14 protein-coding genes are annotated in these 15,761 nt (G+C 67.3%); 12 read left to right on the top strand and 2 right to left on the bottom strand.

Going from position 1 to position 15,761, the window contains the following annotated elements; genetic code table 11:
• Positions 1-392 precede the first annotated feature (392 nt).
• Both AC1RQF_RS11720 and AC1RQF_RS11715 read left to right on the top strand, forming a co-directional pair.
• The gene (locus AC1RQF_RS11720; RefSeq protein ID WP_273998048.1) at positions 393-749 is read left to right on the top strand and encodes a hypothetical protein; all 357 of its coding nucleotides are present in this window, start codon (positions 393-395) and stop codon (positions 747-749) included.
• Between the two features lie 342 nt (positions 750-1,091).
• Entirely contained in the window at positions 1,092-2,054 is a 963-nt protein-coding gene (locus AC1RQF_RS11715; RefSeq protein ID WP_273998049.1) for an alpha/beta fold hydrolase, read from the top strand.
• 134 nt (positions 2,055-2,188) lie between these two features.
• On the opposite strand, the gene AC1RQF_RS11710 is transcribed toward AC1RQF_RS11715, so the two are convergent.
• Both AC1RQF_RS11710 and AC1RQF_RS11705 read right to left on the bottom strand, forming a co-directional pair.
• Positions 2,189-2,407, bottom strand: a complete 219-nt coding sequence (locus AC1RQF_RS11710; RefSeq protein WP_273998051.1) for a hypothetical protein — start codon at positions 2,405-2,407, stop codon at positions 2,189-2,191.
• Positions 2,407-2,796, bottom strand: a complete 390-nt coding sequence (locus AC1RQF_RS11705; protein ID WP_273998052.1) for a hypothetical protein — start codon at positions 2,794-2,796, stop codon at positions 2,407-2,409. Before AC1RQF_RS11705 ends, AC1RQF_RS11710 begins: the two co-directional genes overlap by 1 nt.
• A gap of 1,529 nt (positions 2,797-4,325) precedes the next feature.
• Between AC1RQF_RS11705 and AC1RQF_RS11700 the strand changes: the two genes are divergently transcribed.
• From AC1RQF_RS11700 to AC1RQF_RS11655, 10 genes are all read left to right on the top strand, one after another.
• The gene (locus AC1RQF_RS11700) at positions 4,326-5,009 is read left to right on the top strand and encodes a type 1 glutamine amidotransferase domain-containing protein (protein WP_273998053.1); all 684 of its coding nucleotides are present in this window, start codon (positions 4,326-4,328) and stop codon (positions 5,007-5,009) included.
• Between the two features lie 84 nt (positions 5,010-5,093).
• On the top strand, positions 5,094-6,203 hold the full coding sequence (locus AC1RQF_RS11695) for an NADH:flavin oxidoreductase/NADH oxidase (protein ID WP_492872101.1): 1,110 nt from the start codon (positions 5,094-5,096) through the stop codon (positions 6,201-6,203).
• A 98-nt stretch (positions 6,204-6,301) separates the two neighbouring features.
• The gene (locus AC1RQF_RS11690; RefSeq protein WP_273998055.1) at positions 6,302-6,757 is read left to right on the top strand and encodes a (2Fe-2S)-binding protein; all 456 of its coding nucleotides are present in this window, start codon (positions 6,302-6,304) and stop codon (positions 6,755-6,757) included.
• Position 6,758: 1 nt separating this feature from the next.
• A complete protein-coding gene (locus tag AC1RQF_RS11685) occupies positions 6,759-8,990 on the top strand; it encodes a xanthine dehydrogenase family protein molybdopterin-binding subunit (RefSeq protein ID WP_492872100.1) in 2,232 nt (743 codons plus the stop codon).
• A gap of 15 nt (positions 8,991-9,005) precedes the next feature.
• Complete coding sequence (locus AC1RQF_RS11680; RefSeq protein WP_492872099.1) at positions 9,006-10,295, top strand: c-type cytochrome; 1,290 nt, start codon at positions 9,006-9,008, stop codon at positions 10,293-10,295.
• 1,019 nt (positions 10,296-11,314) lie between these two features.
• Positions 11,315-12,022, top strand: coding sequence for a CsgG/HfaB family protein (locus AC1RQF_RS11675; RefSeq protein WP_492872098.1), 708 nt, complete (start codon positions 11,315-11,317; stop codon positions 12,020-12,022).
• Between the two features lie 41 nt (positions 12,023-12,063).
• Entirely contained in the window at positions 12,064-12,432 is a 369-nt protein-coding gene (locus tag AC1RQF_RS11670; protein WP_273998058.1) for a DUF4810 domain-containing protein, read from the top strand.
• A gap of 9 nt (positions 12,433-12,441) precedes the next feature.
• Positions 12,442-13,116, top strand: a complete 675-nt coding sequence (locus tag AC1RQF_RS11665; RefSeq protein ID WP_492872097.1) for a DUF799 domain-containing protein — start codon at positions 12,442-12,444, stop codon at positions 13,114-13,116.
• Positions 13,117-13,974: 858 nt separating this feature from the next.
• Positions 13,975-14,403: a GNAT family N-acetyltransferase gene (locus tag AC1RQF_RS11660; protein WP_273998060.1), complete on the top strand. Its 429-nt coding sequence runs from the start codon at positions 13,975-13,977 to the stop codon at positions 14,401-14,403.
• 98 nt (positions 14,404-14,501) lie between these two features.
• Positions 14,502-15,572 (top strand): AI-2E family transporter, encoded by a 1,071-nt coding sequence (locus AC1RQF_RS11655; RefSeq protein WP_492872096.1) that lies wholly within the window; start codon positions 14,502-14,504, stop codon positions 15,570-15,572.
• Positions 15,573-15,761: the final 189 nt, after the last annotated feature.

Genomic DNA, 15,761 nt, shown 5'->3' with positions numbered 1-15,761 from the left:
TTGGCGGGTGGGGAGGCTCGGTTGGGCGGGATATCCCGGGGGGACGCATCACGCTGATGTTCGCGGCGGGCTCGACAGCGCACGCCCCCGGATTATGCGCCGGGGGGGCGTGATTTCCGCGTTCGACGCGGGTTGAGCATCATCGGACGGTCGGCCGAATCGATTCACGCGACAGAGCGCTGGGTTCGCGGCCGTATGGGGTTCCGACTGTTCCAAAGCGATGCGCAACGATGCTGATACAGCGGGGCGTGGTTCGGGTCGGCGAAGAGGCAGAGGTCTTGCCGGATGCCGGTTCAGCCCTGGCGAACGGCATCGTGACGAAACGCCACATTGAGCGACGTGACGAACTGCTAAGGTTCTCTACTTAATATTTCTACTGGTTTGAAGACGGGATGTGGCGCAATCGACTGTTGATACTACCGGGGCTGATGGTCGCGGGTGTGGCGAGTGCAAGTGGCTGGGATGAGGCTGTTCAACGTGCGGTCCTGTCACGAGCCATGTGCACCGAGGCTGACGTTCTGAATCTGGATGGCGGCGCGCCATCCGGTATTCAGCAACCGCCCTTGCCGGTCATGGGCGCGCCGTCGGCATCGAGCCGGACGAGCGCCGCGGACGTAAGCCGGCCGGACAAGTCACAGTTCGCGGAGCCGTCGCTGGTTCCCATGACCATGCAAGTATTTGAGGTGCTGGCACGGGGCTTTGCCAATATGGCCGCCAGCGCGTCGGGGCAAAAAAATATCAGGAATTGAGACGCTGATCCGTTCGGGCCGGCGATGCTGGCGTGCCGGCCTGTCGAGTCAGGAAGAACGCGAGGGGATCGAAATCGTGTAGGGTATCGGTGCACGGTGGATCCACCCGCAAGGCCGGCCATCTTTGGGACACGAACCGGTTTCGCGGCGGTGTGCGCGGCGAATTGCAGCACGAACGCTGCGGGATGCTTGAGCCGGCAAGTCGCGGCTGCGCGTTGCCCCCGAAGGTCGCCGATTACGAATCGCCTTCGATTACTCCGCCGGCGTTGATATTGTGCCGATATTGTTCCTGATATGCTGAATCCGAGCCGGAAGGTTTATACTTTCTTGTAAGGAATACTTATGATTGCGCATGCCGGTAGTGGGTACGAGGAACGGTCGTTCTCGTCAGTGGTGGACGGCGCCGAAATATTCCTCCGAAAATGGACCCCGCCGGTCGGGGTCGAGCCTCGGGCCGTGGTCCAGATCACGCACGGAATCTGCGAGCACGGCGGGCGATATGACCGGTTCGGCCGGTACCTCGGCGAGCGGGGCTACGTCGTCTACGCACTCGACTTGCGTGGTCATGGTCGGACGGCCGGCGCGGCCGGCCTGGGACAAGCGGGGCTGACTTGCTGGGCGGACATGACGAGCGACATTGCCCAGCTCTCGAGGCTGGCGAAATCCGAATATGCCGACCTGCCTTTGGTCGCGTTCGGCCATAGCATGGGTTCCGCGCTCACGCAGTCGCACATCCAGAATCACGGCGACCTGCTGGCGGCTGCCGTGCTGTGCGGCACCTTGGGCGCGTTGCCGGGGGTGGACGATGCGGAGGTGACGGCGCTCGAGGGTGTGGCGCATTCCGCCGAGGGCGATCAGCCCTCGGCGCTTTTCGGGAAAGTCCTGCATACGCTCAACGCACCATTCGCCCAGGATGGTCAGCCGGTGACCGGCTGCGAATGGATGGCGACAGACCCAGCCGAAATCCAGCGCTTCCTGAGCGACGATCTTTGCGGGAAGCCGTTCTCCAACAGCATGCTTTACTCGGTGCTGGATGGATTCCGTAGCCTGTGGGTTCCGGAAAACGAAACCAGAATTCCGGTAAGCCTGCCTATCCTGGTGGTGGCCGGCACTCAGGATCTTGTCGGCGGGAACACCGTCTCGATACAGTCCTTGATTACCCGCTACATGCGCCAGGGCCATCTTGCACTGGCGTATCGCTTCTATCCCGGGGACCGTCACGAGATATTGAACGGGTTCAACAAGGACATCGTTCAACGTGACGTGGGTGCGTGGCTGGATGATGCGCTTGCGCGTTCAGCGTAAGCCGACGGGCGCGCCCGGATTCCCTGCGCGGAGAAGATGGGGCGGATGAATTGCGGTTTGATCACGTGGACGAACGCTGCGCGCGGGGCGCCGACTGCTTCCCGAAGGCGGGCGCCGCGCGACCGCCCTGTCGTTCAACCGTGGCTGTCGACCCACGCGCGCGCCCAATCGAGCCCGGCGTGACGCGCTTCGTCCTCGGTGTCGAACACGCCCAGCACGCTCGAGGCCTCGATCAGCTTGTTGGCGCGGGTGATGGTGCCGCTCGCCGCGTAGCGCTCGGGTTGCAGGATTTCCTCCTGCTGCAGGATCGCGTGGCCCCAGATCTGGTAGCCCAGGTAAGTTTCTGCTTCCATCAGCGCACCACCTCGGCGTGACGACGGCCGGTGCCGACCTGCAGCACGTTGCCGTCTGGCGTGATCATTCGCGGGATCTGCGGCGTGGCCGACATATCCGGCGTCGTGCGTTCGATATCGCCGCGCGGCGCACTGCTGACCGACGGAGCGCCGCTGCGCGGCCGGGCGGTGAATTTGGGTGTGGCAGCGATGGCCGGCGCCCGACGGACGTTTGCCGGCACCACGTGCGGCGCGGCGCGCCGGGGTTTCGCCGGCGCGGGCGCGGCTGCCGGCGCGCGCGGCGCCGCGCCGCGCGCCTCGGGCGGATTCCAGATCTCTACGTAGTGGTCGCCGGCATGCGCAAGCGCCGCGCATGTCAGTAAGCACAACCCGAATCCCGCTCGTTTCACTCTGTGTTCTCCGTATGGCGCCGATGACGTTCGGCGCGATGCGCCGGATGCGCGGCGGGCCGAATGATACCCGGGCCGGGAGGCGATGTCCCGTCGAGCGTTGCCAATCCGCAAACCTGTATGAATATACAGTTTTCCGTGGCGCTTGTCTGCGTGGCGGGTTGCGCCGCGACAACGGGCCTGCCTAAGCGCGCCGCCCGGCGGCGGGCGGGGGCGGGGCAATCCATGCGAAATGGGCGAAGGGCATGGCGTAGCGCGGCAGCCACGGGGTGGAGAAGCTCCGGATCTCGTTGGTGCGGTAGGCCGCCTATTCACTCGCGGTCAGCTCGCGCAGCGGCTTGCCGTGGTCCTTCGGCACGTTCGATCGCGGGCGAGCCGCCGTCGGTTCGAGGCACGAAGATCAGCGTGTTGATCGGCAGGTACGGGAACCGTGCGGGCAGCGGGCAGCGAGCCGCCGACGGGAGCGCCGCCGCGAATTGGCGGGCCTGCCGGCGGGGCGCGAAGCGTCGCCGGCTGGCTACGCCGAAGGCGAACAGCAGCGCGATGCAGCCGCCGTGCAGCAGCCAGATCCACGGCAGCCGCGCGGCCGCGTCGGGCGGCGCGCACGAGGCCCGTCAACGACAGCGCGGCGAACAGGCGGTTCAGGTTCATCTCGGGCCTGCCGGCCGGAGGCGGCGAGGGTGGCGGAAGTCGGGAGACGGATTTGCATGAGGCAAACTTTCACGCGCTTTTTCCCGCAGCGGCGCGGCGGGCGCAGACGGTGAGGCTGTTGCTCTTTCCGGGTGTCGGCGCATCATGGCCGGGCGCTGGCCGGGCTCGGGGTGGTCAATGAATCGAGGCGGATCGCTTCGACGCGTCGAGAGGGGAGTCATTGATTTTAGACGACCGGTCTAATTTTGATTTATGATCTGGCTCCATGACGATAGGGGGCTGGCAAGGCGTCGTGACGTGGCCGATTGAATCGGACATGGCATATGAGGATGGGGCCGCAATCCAAGCGGCCATCGATGCCGATGCGAGGGTTTTCGTGGCGGCGCGACATGGGGGGATGCGTTGCCCGGCGGAGTGTGGGTGTGCATCGTGGATATTGGGGGGCGTGTCATCGGTCGCTGCGCACGTCGTAGCGTCGTCGTGTCGCGGTATGACCCCAAGGCGCGTGGGCGTCGCGTCGTGCAACCGCCATGCGCGCATGCGATGCTTGGCGGGTCCGCGCGGAGCGCCGGCACGGGATAGCGTCATGCCTGCCTCGGTGAGGTCGACGCTGGATTAACCGCATGGCGATTTTGAATTAGACGACTGGTCTAATATGTCGAGAAAAAGAAAGCCGTCACGGGTTTGAGGTCGTGCGTGTTGGCACGGCATCACGCGTCGCACCCGCCGTACCACCGGGTGTCAAACACCGCGCCGCGACGTCCGATCCGGACGGTCGCGTGCCGGCAGCGGGTTTTCAAGTGGCATGGGGTGCGCAGGGCAGCAGGCCCGACGTGTCGCATGCCGGATTGTCCTGTTTCGTTCGCAAGGAGCGCACCATGAAAGTTCTTGTCGTCCTGACTTCCCACGATCGCCTCGGCGATACCGGCCAACCGACCGGCTTCTGGCTCGAGGAACTGGCCGCACCGTACTACGCCTTCCAGGACGCGGGCGTCGATCTGACGCTCGCGTCGCCGCTCGGCGGCCAGCCGCCGCTCGATCCGAAGAGCAGCGATCCCGCGTCGCAGACCGACGCCACCCGTCGCTTCGACGCCGATCCGCAAGCCAAGGCGGCGCTGGCCGCGACGCGTTCACTGACGGAGGTGTCGATCGACGATCACGACGCCGTGTTCTACCCGGGCGGCCACGGTCCGCTGTGGGATCTCTCCGAGGATCCGCGCTCGATCGCCCTGATCGAGCGTGCGTTCGAGGCCGGCAAGCCGGTCGGCGCGGTCTGTCATGCGCCGGGTGTGCTGCGCCACGTGAAGCGCGCGTCGGGCGAGCCGCTCGTCAAGGGGTTGCGCGTGACCGGCTTCACCAACACCGAGGAAGCGGCGGTGGGCTTGACCGAGGTCGTGCCGTTCCTTGTCGAGGACATGCTGAAGGCGAACGGCGCGCAGTTCTTCCGCGGCGCCGACTGGGCGCCGCACGTCGAGACCGACGGCCTGCTGGTCACCGGCCAGAACCCTGCCTCGTCCGAACCCGCCGCAGCGGCGCTGCTGAAGCTGCTCGGCCGCGCCTGAACCCGCGAGGCCGGCGCGTCGCGCCGGCCGCCGCCCCTCGTTGTTCCGTATTCCGAATCGCCCCACCTTGACCTGGAGTCATCGATGTCCGCTTTGTTCGAACCTTTCAAGCTCAAAGACGTCACGCTGCGCAACCGTATCGCGGTGCCGCCGATGTGCCAATACGTGGCCGAGGACGGCCTGATCAACGACTGGCATCAGGTGCATCTGGCCGGCATCGCGCGCGGTGGCGCGGGGCTCGTGATCGCGGAGGCGACCGCGGTGGCGCCCGAAGGGCGCATCACGCCGGGCTGCGCGGGCCTGTGGAACGACGCCCAGGCCGAGGCCTTCGCGCGCTCGGCGGCCGCCATCAAGGCGGCGGGCGCGGTGCCCGGGATCCAGCTCGCGCATGCCGGCCGCAAGGCGAGCGCGAACCGCCCGTGGGACGGCGACGATCACATCGCCGATCACGATCCGCGCGGCTGGCCGCTCATCGCGCCGTCGGCCGTGCCGTTCGGCGCGCACCTGCCGAAAGTGCCGCGCGCGATGACGCTCGACGACATCGCGCGGGTGCAGGCGGACTTCGTCGCGGCCGCGCAACGCGCGCGCGACGCGGGCTTCGAGTGGCTGGAATTGCATTTCGCGCACGGCTATCTGGGCCAGAGTTTCTTTTCCGTTCATTCGAATCAGCGCGACGACGCGTATGGCGGCTCGGCGGAGAATCGCGGCCGCTTCCTGGTCGAGACGCTGGCGGCGGTGCGCCGGGTCTGGCCCGAGCACCTGCCGCTGACTGCGCGCTTCGGCGTGATCGAGTACGATGGCCGCGACGAGGAAACGCTCGCGGAGTCGATTGCGCTGACCCGGCGTCTCAAGGAGGTGGGGCTGGACCTGCTCAGCGTCACGATCGGCTTCTCGACGCCGACCGCGCAGATCCCCTGGGGGCCGGCCTTCCTCGCGCCGATCGCCGAACGGGTGCGCCGCGACGCGCGGCTGCCGGTCGCATCGGCGTGGGGCATCGACACGCCGCAACTGGCCGAGCGCGTGATCGCCGACGGCCAGCTCGATCTCGTGATGGTCGGGCGCGCGCACTTGGCGGATCCGCACTGGCCGCATTACGCTGCGAAGACGCTGGGCGTCGAACGTCCGTCGTGGACCTTGCCCGCGCCGTACGCGCACTGGCTGGAACGCTACAAGACCGCCTCGAAGGCGGCCTGAACGACAGCGGTCCGTCCTGGCGGCGGGCCGCCGGTCGGCGCGGATTGTCCGGTGTGCGAATCACCCCACCATTACAACCAAGTCCCGGAGTTCCCACCATGACGACGCTTACCATCAACGGCACGCCCCACGAGGTCGACGCCCCCGGCGATATGCCGCTTCTCTGGGCGTTGCGCGATCTGGTCGGGCTGACCGGCACCAAGTTCGGCTGCGGGATCGCGCAGTGCGGCGCCTGCACCGTGCACCTCGACGGCATCGCGGTGCGTTCGTGCGTGCTGCCCGTCGCGGCGGTCGGCGACAAGAAGATCACCACGATCGAGGCGGTGGGCGCGACGCCCGCCGGCCGCAAGGTGCAGGAGGCGTGGCGCGCGCTCGACGTCGTGCAGTGCGGCTACTGCCAGTCCGGACAGGTGATGGCGGCGGCGGCGCTGATCGCATCGAATCCGCGCCCGACCGACGCCGACATCGACGCCGCGATGACCGGCAACATCTGCCGCTGCGGCACCTACAACCGCGTGCGCGCGGCGATCAAGCACGCTGCTCAGGAGGCCTGACATGTCGCGAGGACTGATCGAGGCCGGCCGGGCGGCCGCGCGCGCCGGGTTGTCGCGGCGCACATTCGTCAAGTACGGCATCACGCTCGGCGCGGCGGCGGGCGGCGGCCTGTTGCTCGGCTTCAGCGTGCCGGCGGCGGGCGGCGATGCGCGCCGCTCGGTGCTCGGCGGCGACGCCGTCGAGGGCGCGCAGCCGGGCGTGTTCGCACCGAATGCGTTCGTCCGGATCGATCGCGCCGGGCAGGTCACGCTGGTGATGCCGAAGGTCGAGATGGGACAGGGCGTCTATACGTCGATCCCGATGCTGATCGCGGAAGAGCTGGAGGTGCCGCTGTCGAGCGTGACGCTCGACCATGCGCCGCCGAACGAGAAGCTGTTCCTCGACCCGCTGCTGGGCGGCCAGCTGACGGGCGGCTCGACGTCGATCCGCTATGCATGGGAGCCGATGCGGCGCGCGGGCGCGACCGCGCGCACGCTGCTCGTCTCGGCGGCCGCCGCGCAGTGGAAGGTCGACCCGGCGAGTTGCCATGCGCAGAACGGCGAGGTGCTGCATGCGCCGAGCGGGCGGCGCGCTTCCTACGGGCAACTGGCGGATGCAGCCGCGAAGCTGCCGGCGCCGAAGGACGTGGCGCTGAAAAAACCCGAGGACTTCAAGCTGATCGGTCAGCCGGTCAAGCGGCTCGATTCGCCCGAGAAGGTCGACGGCAGCGCGCAGTTCGGCCTCGACGTGCGCGTGCCGGGCATGCTGTACGCGGTGATCGTCAACAGCCCGGTGTTCGGCGGCACGGTCGCGAGCGTCGACGACGGCGCGGCGCGCCGGGTGCCGGGCGTGCGCCAGGTGGTGCGCGCCGACAACGCGGTCGCCGTGGTGGGCGACCACACGTGGGCGGCCAAGCGCGGCGCGTCGGCGCTCGTCGTGCAGTGGAACGAGGGCGCGGGCGCGCGCGTGTCGATGCGCGAGATCGTCGCGGATCTCGCGCGCGCGGCCGAGCGTCCGGGCGCCGTCGCGCGCCGCGACGGCGACGTCGAGCGCGGTTTCGCGGACGCGAAGACCCGCGTCGACGCGGTTTATCAGCAGCCGTTCCTCGCGCACGCGACGATGGAGCCCGTCAACTGCACGGTGCACGTGCGCCCCGACGGCTGCGACGTCTGGGTCGGCACCCAGGTGCCGACGCGCGCGGTGGACGCCGCGCGCCGGGTGACCGGGCTGCCCGCCGAGAAGATCGCGATCCACAATCATCTGCTGGGCGGCGGCTTCGGGCGCCGGCTCGAGACCGACATGATCGAGCAGGCGCTCAAGATCGGCAAGCAGGTGAATGCGCCGGTGAAGGTGGTGTGGACGCGCGAGGAGGACATTCAGCACGACATGTACCGGCCGTACTACTACGACCGGATCTCGGCCGGGCTCGATGCGAACGGCCGGCCGGTCGCGTGGCGGCACCGGATCGTCGGCTCGTCGATCATGGCGCGCTTCGCGCCGCCCGCGTTCAAGGACGGCGTCGATCCGGACGCGGTCGAGGTCGCGTCCGATCTGCCGTACGACCTGCCGAACCAGCGCATCGAGTATGTGCGCGAGGAGCCGCGCCACGTGCCGACCGCGTTCTGGCGCGGCGTCGGGCCGACGCGCGGCACCTTCGTGGTCGAGAGCTTCATCGACGAGCTGGCGGCGCAGGCGAAGGCCGACCCGGTGGCGTACCGGCGCGCGCTGCTCGGCAAGTCGCCGCGCGCGCGCAACGTGCTCGACACCGCGACGCGGGCGGCGGGGTGGGGCGCGTCGATGCCGAAGGGGCAGGGGCGCGGCGTGTCGGTCATGTACGCGTTCGGCAGCTATTTCTCGATGGTCGCGGACGTCGCGGTCGACAACGGCGAGGTGAGCGTGCGGCGCGTGGTGTGCGCGGTCGATTGCGGGATGGTGGTGAATCCCGACACGATCGAGGCGCAGGTGCAGGGTGGGATCATCTTCGGGATCACGGCGGCGCTGTACGGCGAGATCACGATCCGGGACGGCCGCGTCGAGCAGCGCAACTTCACCGACTACCGGATGTTGCGGATCGACCAGACGCCGAGCATCGACGTGCATATCGTGAAGAGCGCGGAAGCGCCGGGCGGGATCGGCGAGCCGGGCACGGCGGCGGTCGCGGCGGCGGTCGCGAACGCGATCTACGCGGCCACCGGCAAGCGCCTGCGGCAGTTGCCCGTGGGCGACCAGCTGCGCGCCTCGAACCCTGCCTGAGCGAGGATCCCGATCATGGCATTGAAGACCCTGACAGGCGTCGCGCGCACGCTCGGCGCGGCGCTCGCATTCACGTTCGCCGGCGCGGCGGGCGCCGCCCAGGCCGATCCGGCGCTGGTCGCGCGCGGCGCCTATCTCGCCAAGGCGGGCGACTGCGTCGCCTGCCACACCGCGCCGCATGGCCGGCCGTTCGCGGGCGGACTCAAGATGGTCACGCCGCTCGGCGCGATTTATTCGACCAACATCACGCCCGACCCCGACACGGGCATTGGCCGCTACACCGAGGCCGAGTTCGCGCGCGCGTTGCGCGCGGGCGTCGCGAGGGACGGGCACAACCTGTACCCGGCGATGCCGTATCCGTCGTATGCGAAGGTGCGGGACGACGACGTGAAGGCGCTCTACGCGTACTTCATGAACGGCGTCGAGCCGGTGCCCGCGCCGAACCGCGCGGCGGAGATCCCGTGGCCGCTCAACCTGCGCTGGCCGCTCAAGCTGTGGAATGCTGTGTTCCTCGACACGACGGTCTACGCGGAGAAACCGGACAAGGACGTGCTGTGGAATCGCGGCGCGTACCTGGTGCAGGGGCTCGGGCACTGCGGCTCGTGCCATACGCCGCGCGGCGTCGGCTTCCAGGAGCAGGCGCTCGACGAGCGCGGGTCGGCGTTTTTGTCCGGCGCGCTGATCGACAACTGGTTCGCGTCGAATCTGACCGGCGAGCACAACGTCGGGCTTGGCCGCTGGAGCGAGGCCGATCTCGCGCAATTCCTCAAGACCGGCGCGAATACGCACGCAAGCGCGTTCGGCTCGATGACGAGCGTGATCAACCTCAGCACGCAGGCGTTGAGCGACGACGACCTCACGGCCATCGCGCGCTATCTCAAGTCGCTGCCCGCGGCGGGCGGCAACGGCGCGCCGCCGTATCAGTACGATCCGAAGGACACGCAGGCGGCGCTCGCGCGGCCGGCCGGCAACCCGGGCGCGAAGGTGTACGCGGCGTATTGCATGCACTGCCACGGCGTCGACGGGCGCGCGTTCGCGCCGTTGCTCGCGCCGCTCGCGGGCAATCCGACCGTGCTGGAGCCGCATCCCGCGTCGCTCATCAACGTGACGCTGAACGGCACCGAGGACCTCGTGATCCAGGGCTTGCCGGCCGCGTATCCGATGCCGAAGTTCGCCGACGTGTTGACCGACCAGCAGATCGCGGACGTGCTGACCTTCATCCGCGCCGGCTGGAACAATCGCGGCCCGACGATCGAGGCGGCCGAGGTCGCGAAGCTGCGCAAGGCGACGCGCGGAGAGCGGTAAGGTTCAAGGCGGCGTCGCGCAGCGGTTCGCGACGCCGCCGCCTTGAAGCCCGGCCTCGCCCGTGGTCGGGGCGCGGGCCCGCATTCGGGATCGCTTGCGTCGCTATTGCGAGACGGCGCGTGCGGATCGATTGATTTCGGAAGGAAGCGCGTGTGGCATGCGTGTTGTATCGGTCTTGCCCGATTCTTCCATCGCAGGGTTAATTTCAAGATTGATTGATTAAATAGATAAAATCTTGATGTATTGAATTTATCTTCAATTTATATATTTTGATGTGCGATTTGTTTGAGAGGGGAGTTGCATGCCGGCATTCGGGATCGCTTGCGTCGATGTCGCATGGAGACGGGGCTGATCGACAGGGATCGAAGTGGCAAATACGCGATATGCACCGTGCGTCGTTCCAACCTCATCCTCTCGGAGAGTTGTCGGTTTTGAGGCCGTTAAAATCGAAAATTGACAATTTAATACACTTCAATGGATGAATTTTTGAAATTCGAATCGCATTGATTCTTGAGGTGGCCGGACTCGCCGTGCTACACATATTGCACCGGGATTGTTCCTCATTTAAACTCGCGCTTCCGTGTCAGCGCGAAGTGCGCATTCTGCTTCACGTTTTTGCATCGCGCGCCGCCCGTTCATAACGGTGCACGCAAGGTGTGAAGTCGCCACGAGCCGTCGTGGAGCAGATCTGCCGTCGCGAGCGACAAGTTCGGGATGTGTGTCGCCCGGCTTGAACGCACGGGCAACGCCATCCGAAAAAATCAAGACTGGCGTCGCAGTGACCGGAGACCATCCGGACGATCGGGGATAGCGGTAACGTCACCTCCTTCCAGCACACACGCGTCCGCCCGGGCCACCTTTGCGCGCAGCGCCGGTGTCCGGCGTCGGCTGTCGGCATGTCCGCAGTCCAGGCGCGCTGACGGCTTGTCCGGTTGACCGGACCATGCCGGGAAGGCATGGCGGCGGCATCGCGCGCACCGATTGCCGGCACCCACGCAAGAACGGGTGTAAGCCGCTTCATGCAATGCAACGGGGAGTCCATTTTGAAAATAATTTCCAGTCCTACCCTCCTGATTTCGGCTGCCGTGCTGGCCACCACGCTGGCCGGCTGCGCGACCGAATCGTCGCGCGCGCTGCCGGTGCCGGTCGCGGACCGCGCGCGTACCACACCCGTGGGGAAACCGGTCGAAATCGCGCTCGGCAAGTTCGACAACCGTTCGAGCTATATGCGCGGCATCTTTTCGGACGGCGTCGATCGTCTCGGCGGGCAGGCGAAGACGATTCTGATCACCCATCTGCAGCAGAGCCGCCGCTTCAACGTGCTCGATCGCGACAATCTCGAAGAGATCAAGCAGGAAGCGGGCTTCCTGAAGCAGTCGCAGGCCGTGAAGGGCGCACGCTTCGTCGTGACGGGCGACGTCACCGAATTCGGCCGGAAGGAAGTGGGCGACCATCAGCTGTTCGGCATCCTCGGGAGCGGGAAGGAGCAGGTGGCCTATGCGAAGGTCAATCTGAACATCGTCGACACGACCAGCTCGGAAGTCGTGTTGTCGGCCCAGGGTGCAGGCGAATACAGCGTGTCGAATCGCGAAGTCATCGGCTTCGGCGGAACCGCGAGCTATGACTCGACGCTGAACGGCAAGGTGCTCGATCTGGCGATCCAGGAGGCGGTCAATCATCTGGTCGATCAGGTCGACGCGGGGGCGCTGGGCGCCCGCGCGAAGTGAACCGCATCGTTTCCATCGATCCGCTTACCGATATCCCTACCATGACGATCAAGCTTCCGACGCGAGCGGCCTGGCTGCCGCTCGTCGCAAGCGGCCTGCTGCTGGCCGGCTGCGCGACTCCCAAGACCCCGCCGCTGTATCAGTGGGATGGCTATCAACCGCAGGTCTACGAGTACTTCAAGGGGCAGACCGGTCCGCAGCAGCAGATCGATGCGCTGGAGCAGGCGCTGCAACGGATCCGCGCGAAGGGCAACCGTCCTCCGCCGGGCTTCCAGGCGCATCTTGGCGTGCTGTACGCGAGCGTCGGCAACGACACGCAGGCCGAGCAGGCATTCGAGGCCGAGAAGCAGTCGTTTCCTGAATCCACGGCCTATATGGATTTCCTGCTGAAGCGATCCCAACAAAAATAAGAGATGACCATGCGCACATTCATTTCAGTGAAGCTCATCGGCGTGCTCGCCGTGCTGGGCCTGCTCGCGGCCTGCGCAGGCCCGGCGCAGCGTCCGGACTACACCGCGTTCAAGAAGAGCCAGCCGCGCTCGATTCTCGTGCTGCCGCCCGTGAACGACACCACCGACATCAAGGCGACCTACGGCGTGTTGTCGCAGATGACGATGCCGCTCGCGGAATCGGGGTATTACGTGATTCCCGTCGTGCCGATGGAAGAAACCTTCAAGCACAACGGCCTGACCACGCCGGTGGACATCGAGCAGGTGGCGCCCGCCAAGCTGCGCGAGATCTTCGGCGCGGACGCGGCGCTGTACACGCGGGTCACGCAGTACGGGTCGAAATACATGGTCGTCGACAGCACGACGATCGTGTCCGCTTCGGCCAAGCTCGTCGACCTGAGGACGGGCGATGTGTTGTGGCAGGGCGCCGGGCAGGCGAACGGCAAGGAGGTGGGCGCGCAGCTCAATCTCAACTCGTACGGGTTGATCGGCATGCTGGCGCAGGCCGCGGTCAAGCAGATCGCGCACACGCTGGCCGACGACAGCGTCGACGTGGCCGGTCTGGCGAGCCTGCGCATGCTGTCCGCCGGGCCGCCCAACGGCCTGTTGTACGGGCCGCATTCGTCGAAGTACGGCACGGACTGAGGCGAATCGCCTGCGTTCGTTGCGGCCGGCCCAGGTATGGCCGGCCGCATTTGGCGGATAGCGCAGTGGTCGGCCGTACGGTAGTCGGCCGCGTTTAGCCAACCTTGCACGGGTAACCGGTGTCGCCCGGCTGCGCCTGGCCGGTCGTACCCAGTCGGCCGCACCCAGTCGGCTGGCACCCAGTCGGCCACACTCAGTGTGGCTGCATCCAGCCGACCGCATCCAGCCGACCGCATCCAGCCGACCGCATCCAGCCGACCGCATCCAGCCGACCGCATTCAGCCGACCGCATTCAGCCGACCGCATTCAGCCGACCGCATTCAGCCAACCGCATTCAGCCGACCGCATCCAGCCGACCGCATTCAACCGACCGCATCCAGCCAACCGCATTCAGCCGACCGCATCCAGCCGACCGTATCCAGCCGACCACATTCAGCCGACCACATTCAGCCGACCGCATCCAGCCGACCACATCCAGCCGACCGCATCCAGCCGACCACATCCAGCCGACCGCATCCAGCCGACCACATCCAGCCGACCACATCCAGCCGACCACATCCAGCCGACCGCATCCAGCCGACCACATCCAGCCGACCACATCTCCCGGCCGCACCTGTCCCGCCTCACCTGACACGCGTCCGGCGCGCGGGCCGCCTGTCGACGCGGGGCTGCTGCTGCTTGCCTTGCGCCGGTCGAGCGGCTCCCGGGGCAGGCCTGCAGGACGCCGGGATGCGTGGATATCCGCTGGACCTCGCTCCCCGGGGCCGATTCGGACGAACCGTCCGGCCGCCGCCATCGCGGCTTCACAGCAGGACACGATGCACGCTAAGATCGCGCATCGTGCCTCCGGGAGCCTGCATGTCCGCCGTTCACATCGTCATCACCGATCAGCCCGATGCATGCGTGGAGGCGCAGATCGGAGACGGCCTCAGGGTCTTCAACCTCGAACACACCGGGATCGACGACAACCGGCCGCTCGCGGTGCTCGCACGGGATCCGGAAACGGGGGAGGCGCTGGGCGGCCTCACGGGCCGCACCTCGCTCGGGCTCTTGTTCATCGATCTGTTCCACCTGCCGGATGCGTTGCGCGGCACGGGGCTTGGCGGCGAGCTGTTGCGGCGCGCCGAGGACGAGGCGCTGCGGCGCGGCTGCCGGCGCGCCGTGCTGTATACGATCAGCTTTCAGGCACCGGGCTTCTACGAGAAATTCGGCTGGACCCGGTTCGGCGAAGTGCCGTGCGATCCGCCCGGAACGAGCCGCGTATTCATGACCAAGCAGCTTGGCTGAACGCTCATCCGTCATGCGCCGCACGCGCGCCGTCACGCGGCGAAGCTAAGATGACGGGCGGCGCGCCGCGCCCGATCGACCCCGACACCGGACTGCCCATGGCTTCGACTCCATCCTCTTCCCCCAATCCGTCTTCCCGCCCGAAAGCCCAGGCGATCGCGCTCGGCGTGCTGTACACGCTGCTCGTCGCGCTCGCGCTGTGGGTGATCAGCGATTTCCTGCCCGCGATCGTCTGGGCCTGCGTGATCGCGATCGCGCTGTGGCCCGCGCTGCACCGGATCGACGCGTGGCCGCCGCTGCGCGGCCGCACCACGCTCGTCGCCGTCGGGCTGACGGCGGCCGTGGCGCTGCTGCTGGTGGTGCCCGTCGTGATCGGGCTCGCGCAGGCGGCCGGGCAGGCGCACGCGTTGTTCGAATGGGGGCGCAGCGCGCAGCAGAACGGCATTCCCGTGCCGGATGCGCTCCAGCACCTGCCGTTCGGCGCGCAGCAGGCCACGACCTGGTGGCAGGAGAATCTCGCCAAGCCGCTGCATGCGGCGAGCGCCGTCAAGGGCGTCAACGGCGAGAACTTCCTCGCGTTCAGCCGTCATTTCGGTTCGCGGATCGCGCATGCGGGCGTGCTGTTCGGTTTCATGCTGATCACGCTGTTCGTGATCTTCCAGGCCGGGCCGCGCCTGTCCGACGCACTGTTGAAGGGCGTGCAGCGCGCATTCGGCGCGGACGGCGCGGCGTTGATCCAGCGGATGGTGGCGGCCGTGCACGGCACCGTGACGGGGCTTGTCGTGGTCGGGCTCGGCGAGGGCGCGCTGCTCGGCGTCGCCTACGCGTTCGCGGGCGTGCCGCATGCGGCGCTGCTCGGGCTCGTGACGGCGGTGGCCGCGATGCTGCCGTTCTGCGCACCGCTCGTGTTCTGCGGGGCCGCGCTGTGGCTGTTCGCGCAGGGCATGGCCGGGTGGGCGATCGGCCTCGCGGCGTTCGGTTTCGTGGTCGTGTTCGTCGCCGAGCACTTCGTGCGGCCGGTGTTGATCGGCAGTTCCGCGCGGCTGCCATTCCTGCTCGTGCTGTTCGGCATTCTCGGCGGCGCGGAAACCTTCGGCCTGCTCGGCCTGTTCATCGGCCCCGCGCTGATGACCGTGCTCACGGTGCTGTGGGCGGAGTGGGTCTGCTGACTGCGAGCGGCGCGGTGGTGCGACGAGAAGCCCGAGTAGTCCTCGGAGCCCGAGAAGCTCAAGAAGCTCAAGAAGCAAGCGGGGCAATCGACGCAGTAGCGCGACTTAGCGCTCGTGTTCGTGACAGAAGCGCGGCGCGCGGCGGCGTGCCGATTGAATAGTGCTTCGCATTGCCATGCTTTAGCCGCG

It is taken from the genome of Burkholderia sp. GW821-FHT14F03 (assembly GCF_058803765.1).
Note: the sequence above shows the minus strand (reverse complement) of the source record. Positions and strands in the feature narration are given on the sequence as shown.

What these genes read in the sequence shown, in the direction of transcription:
- AC1RQF_RS11670 (WP_273998058.1), top strand. Translation starts at nt 12,064, where the DNA reads ATGACGATCAAGCTTCCGACGCGAGCGGCCTGGCTGCCGCTCGTCGCA.
- AC1RQF_RS11655 (WP_492872096.1), top strand. Translation starts at nt 14,502, where the DNA reads ATGGCTTCGACTCCATCCTCTTCCCCCAATCCGTCTTCCCGCCCGAAA.
- AC1RQF_RS11715 (WP_273998049.1), top strand. Translation starts at nt 1,092, where the DNA reads ATGATTGCGCATGCCGGTAGTGGGTACGAGGAACGGTCGTTCTCGTCA.
- AC1RQF_RS11690 (WP_273998055.1), top strand. Translation starts at nt 6,302, where the DNA reads ATGACGACGCTTACCATCAACGGCACGCCCCACGAGGTCGACGCCCCC.
- AC1RQF_RS11695 (WP_492872101.1), top strand. Translation starts at nt 5,094, where the DNA reads ATGTCCGCTTTGTTCGAACCTTTCAAGCTCAAAGACGTCACGCTGCGC.
- AC1RQF_RS11700 (WP_273998053.1), top strand. Translation starts at nt 4,326, where the DNA reads ATGAAAGTTCTTGTCGTCCTGACTTCCCACGATCGCCTCGGCGATACC.
- AC1RQF_RS11660 (WP_273998060.1), top strand. Translation starts at nt 13,975, where the DNA reads ATGTCCGCCGTTCACATCGTCATCACCGATCAGCCCGATGCATGCGTG.
- AC1RQF_RS11665 (WP_492872097.1), top strand. Translation starts at nt 12,442, where the DNA reads ATGCGCACATTCATTTCAGTGAAGCTCATCGGCGTGCTCGCCGTGCTG.
- AC1RQF_RS11675 (WP_492872098.1), top strand. Translation starts at nt 11,315, where the DNA reads ATGCAATGCAACGGGGAGTCCATTTTGAAAATAATTTCCAGTCCTACC.
- AC1RQF_RS11680 (WP_492872099.1), top strand. Translation starts at nt 9,006, where the DNA reads ATGGCATTGAAGACCCTGACAGGCGTCGCGCGCACGCTCGGCGCGGCG.
- AC1RQF_RS11710 (WP_273998051.1), bottom strand. Translation starts at nt 2,407, where the DNA reads ATGGAAGCAGAAACTTACCTGGGCTACCAGATCTGGGGCCACGCGATC.
- AC1RQF_RS11720 (WP_273998048.1), top strand. Translation starts at nt 393, where the DNA reads ATGTGGCGCAATCGACTGTTGATACTACCGGGGCTGATGGTCGCGGGT.
- AC1RQF_RS11685 (WP_492872100.1), top strand. Translation starts at nt 6,759, where the DNA reads ATGTCGCGAGGACTGATCGAGGCCGGCCGGGCGGCCGCGCGCGCCGGG.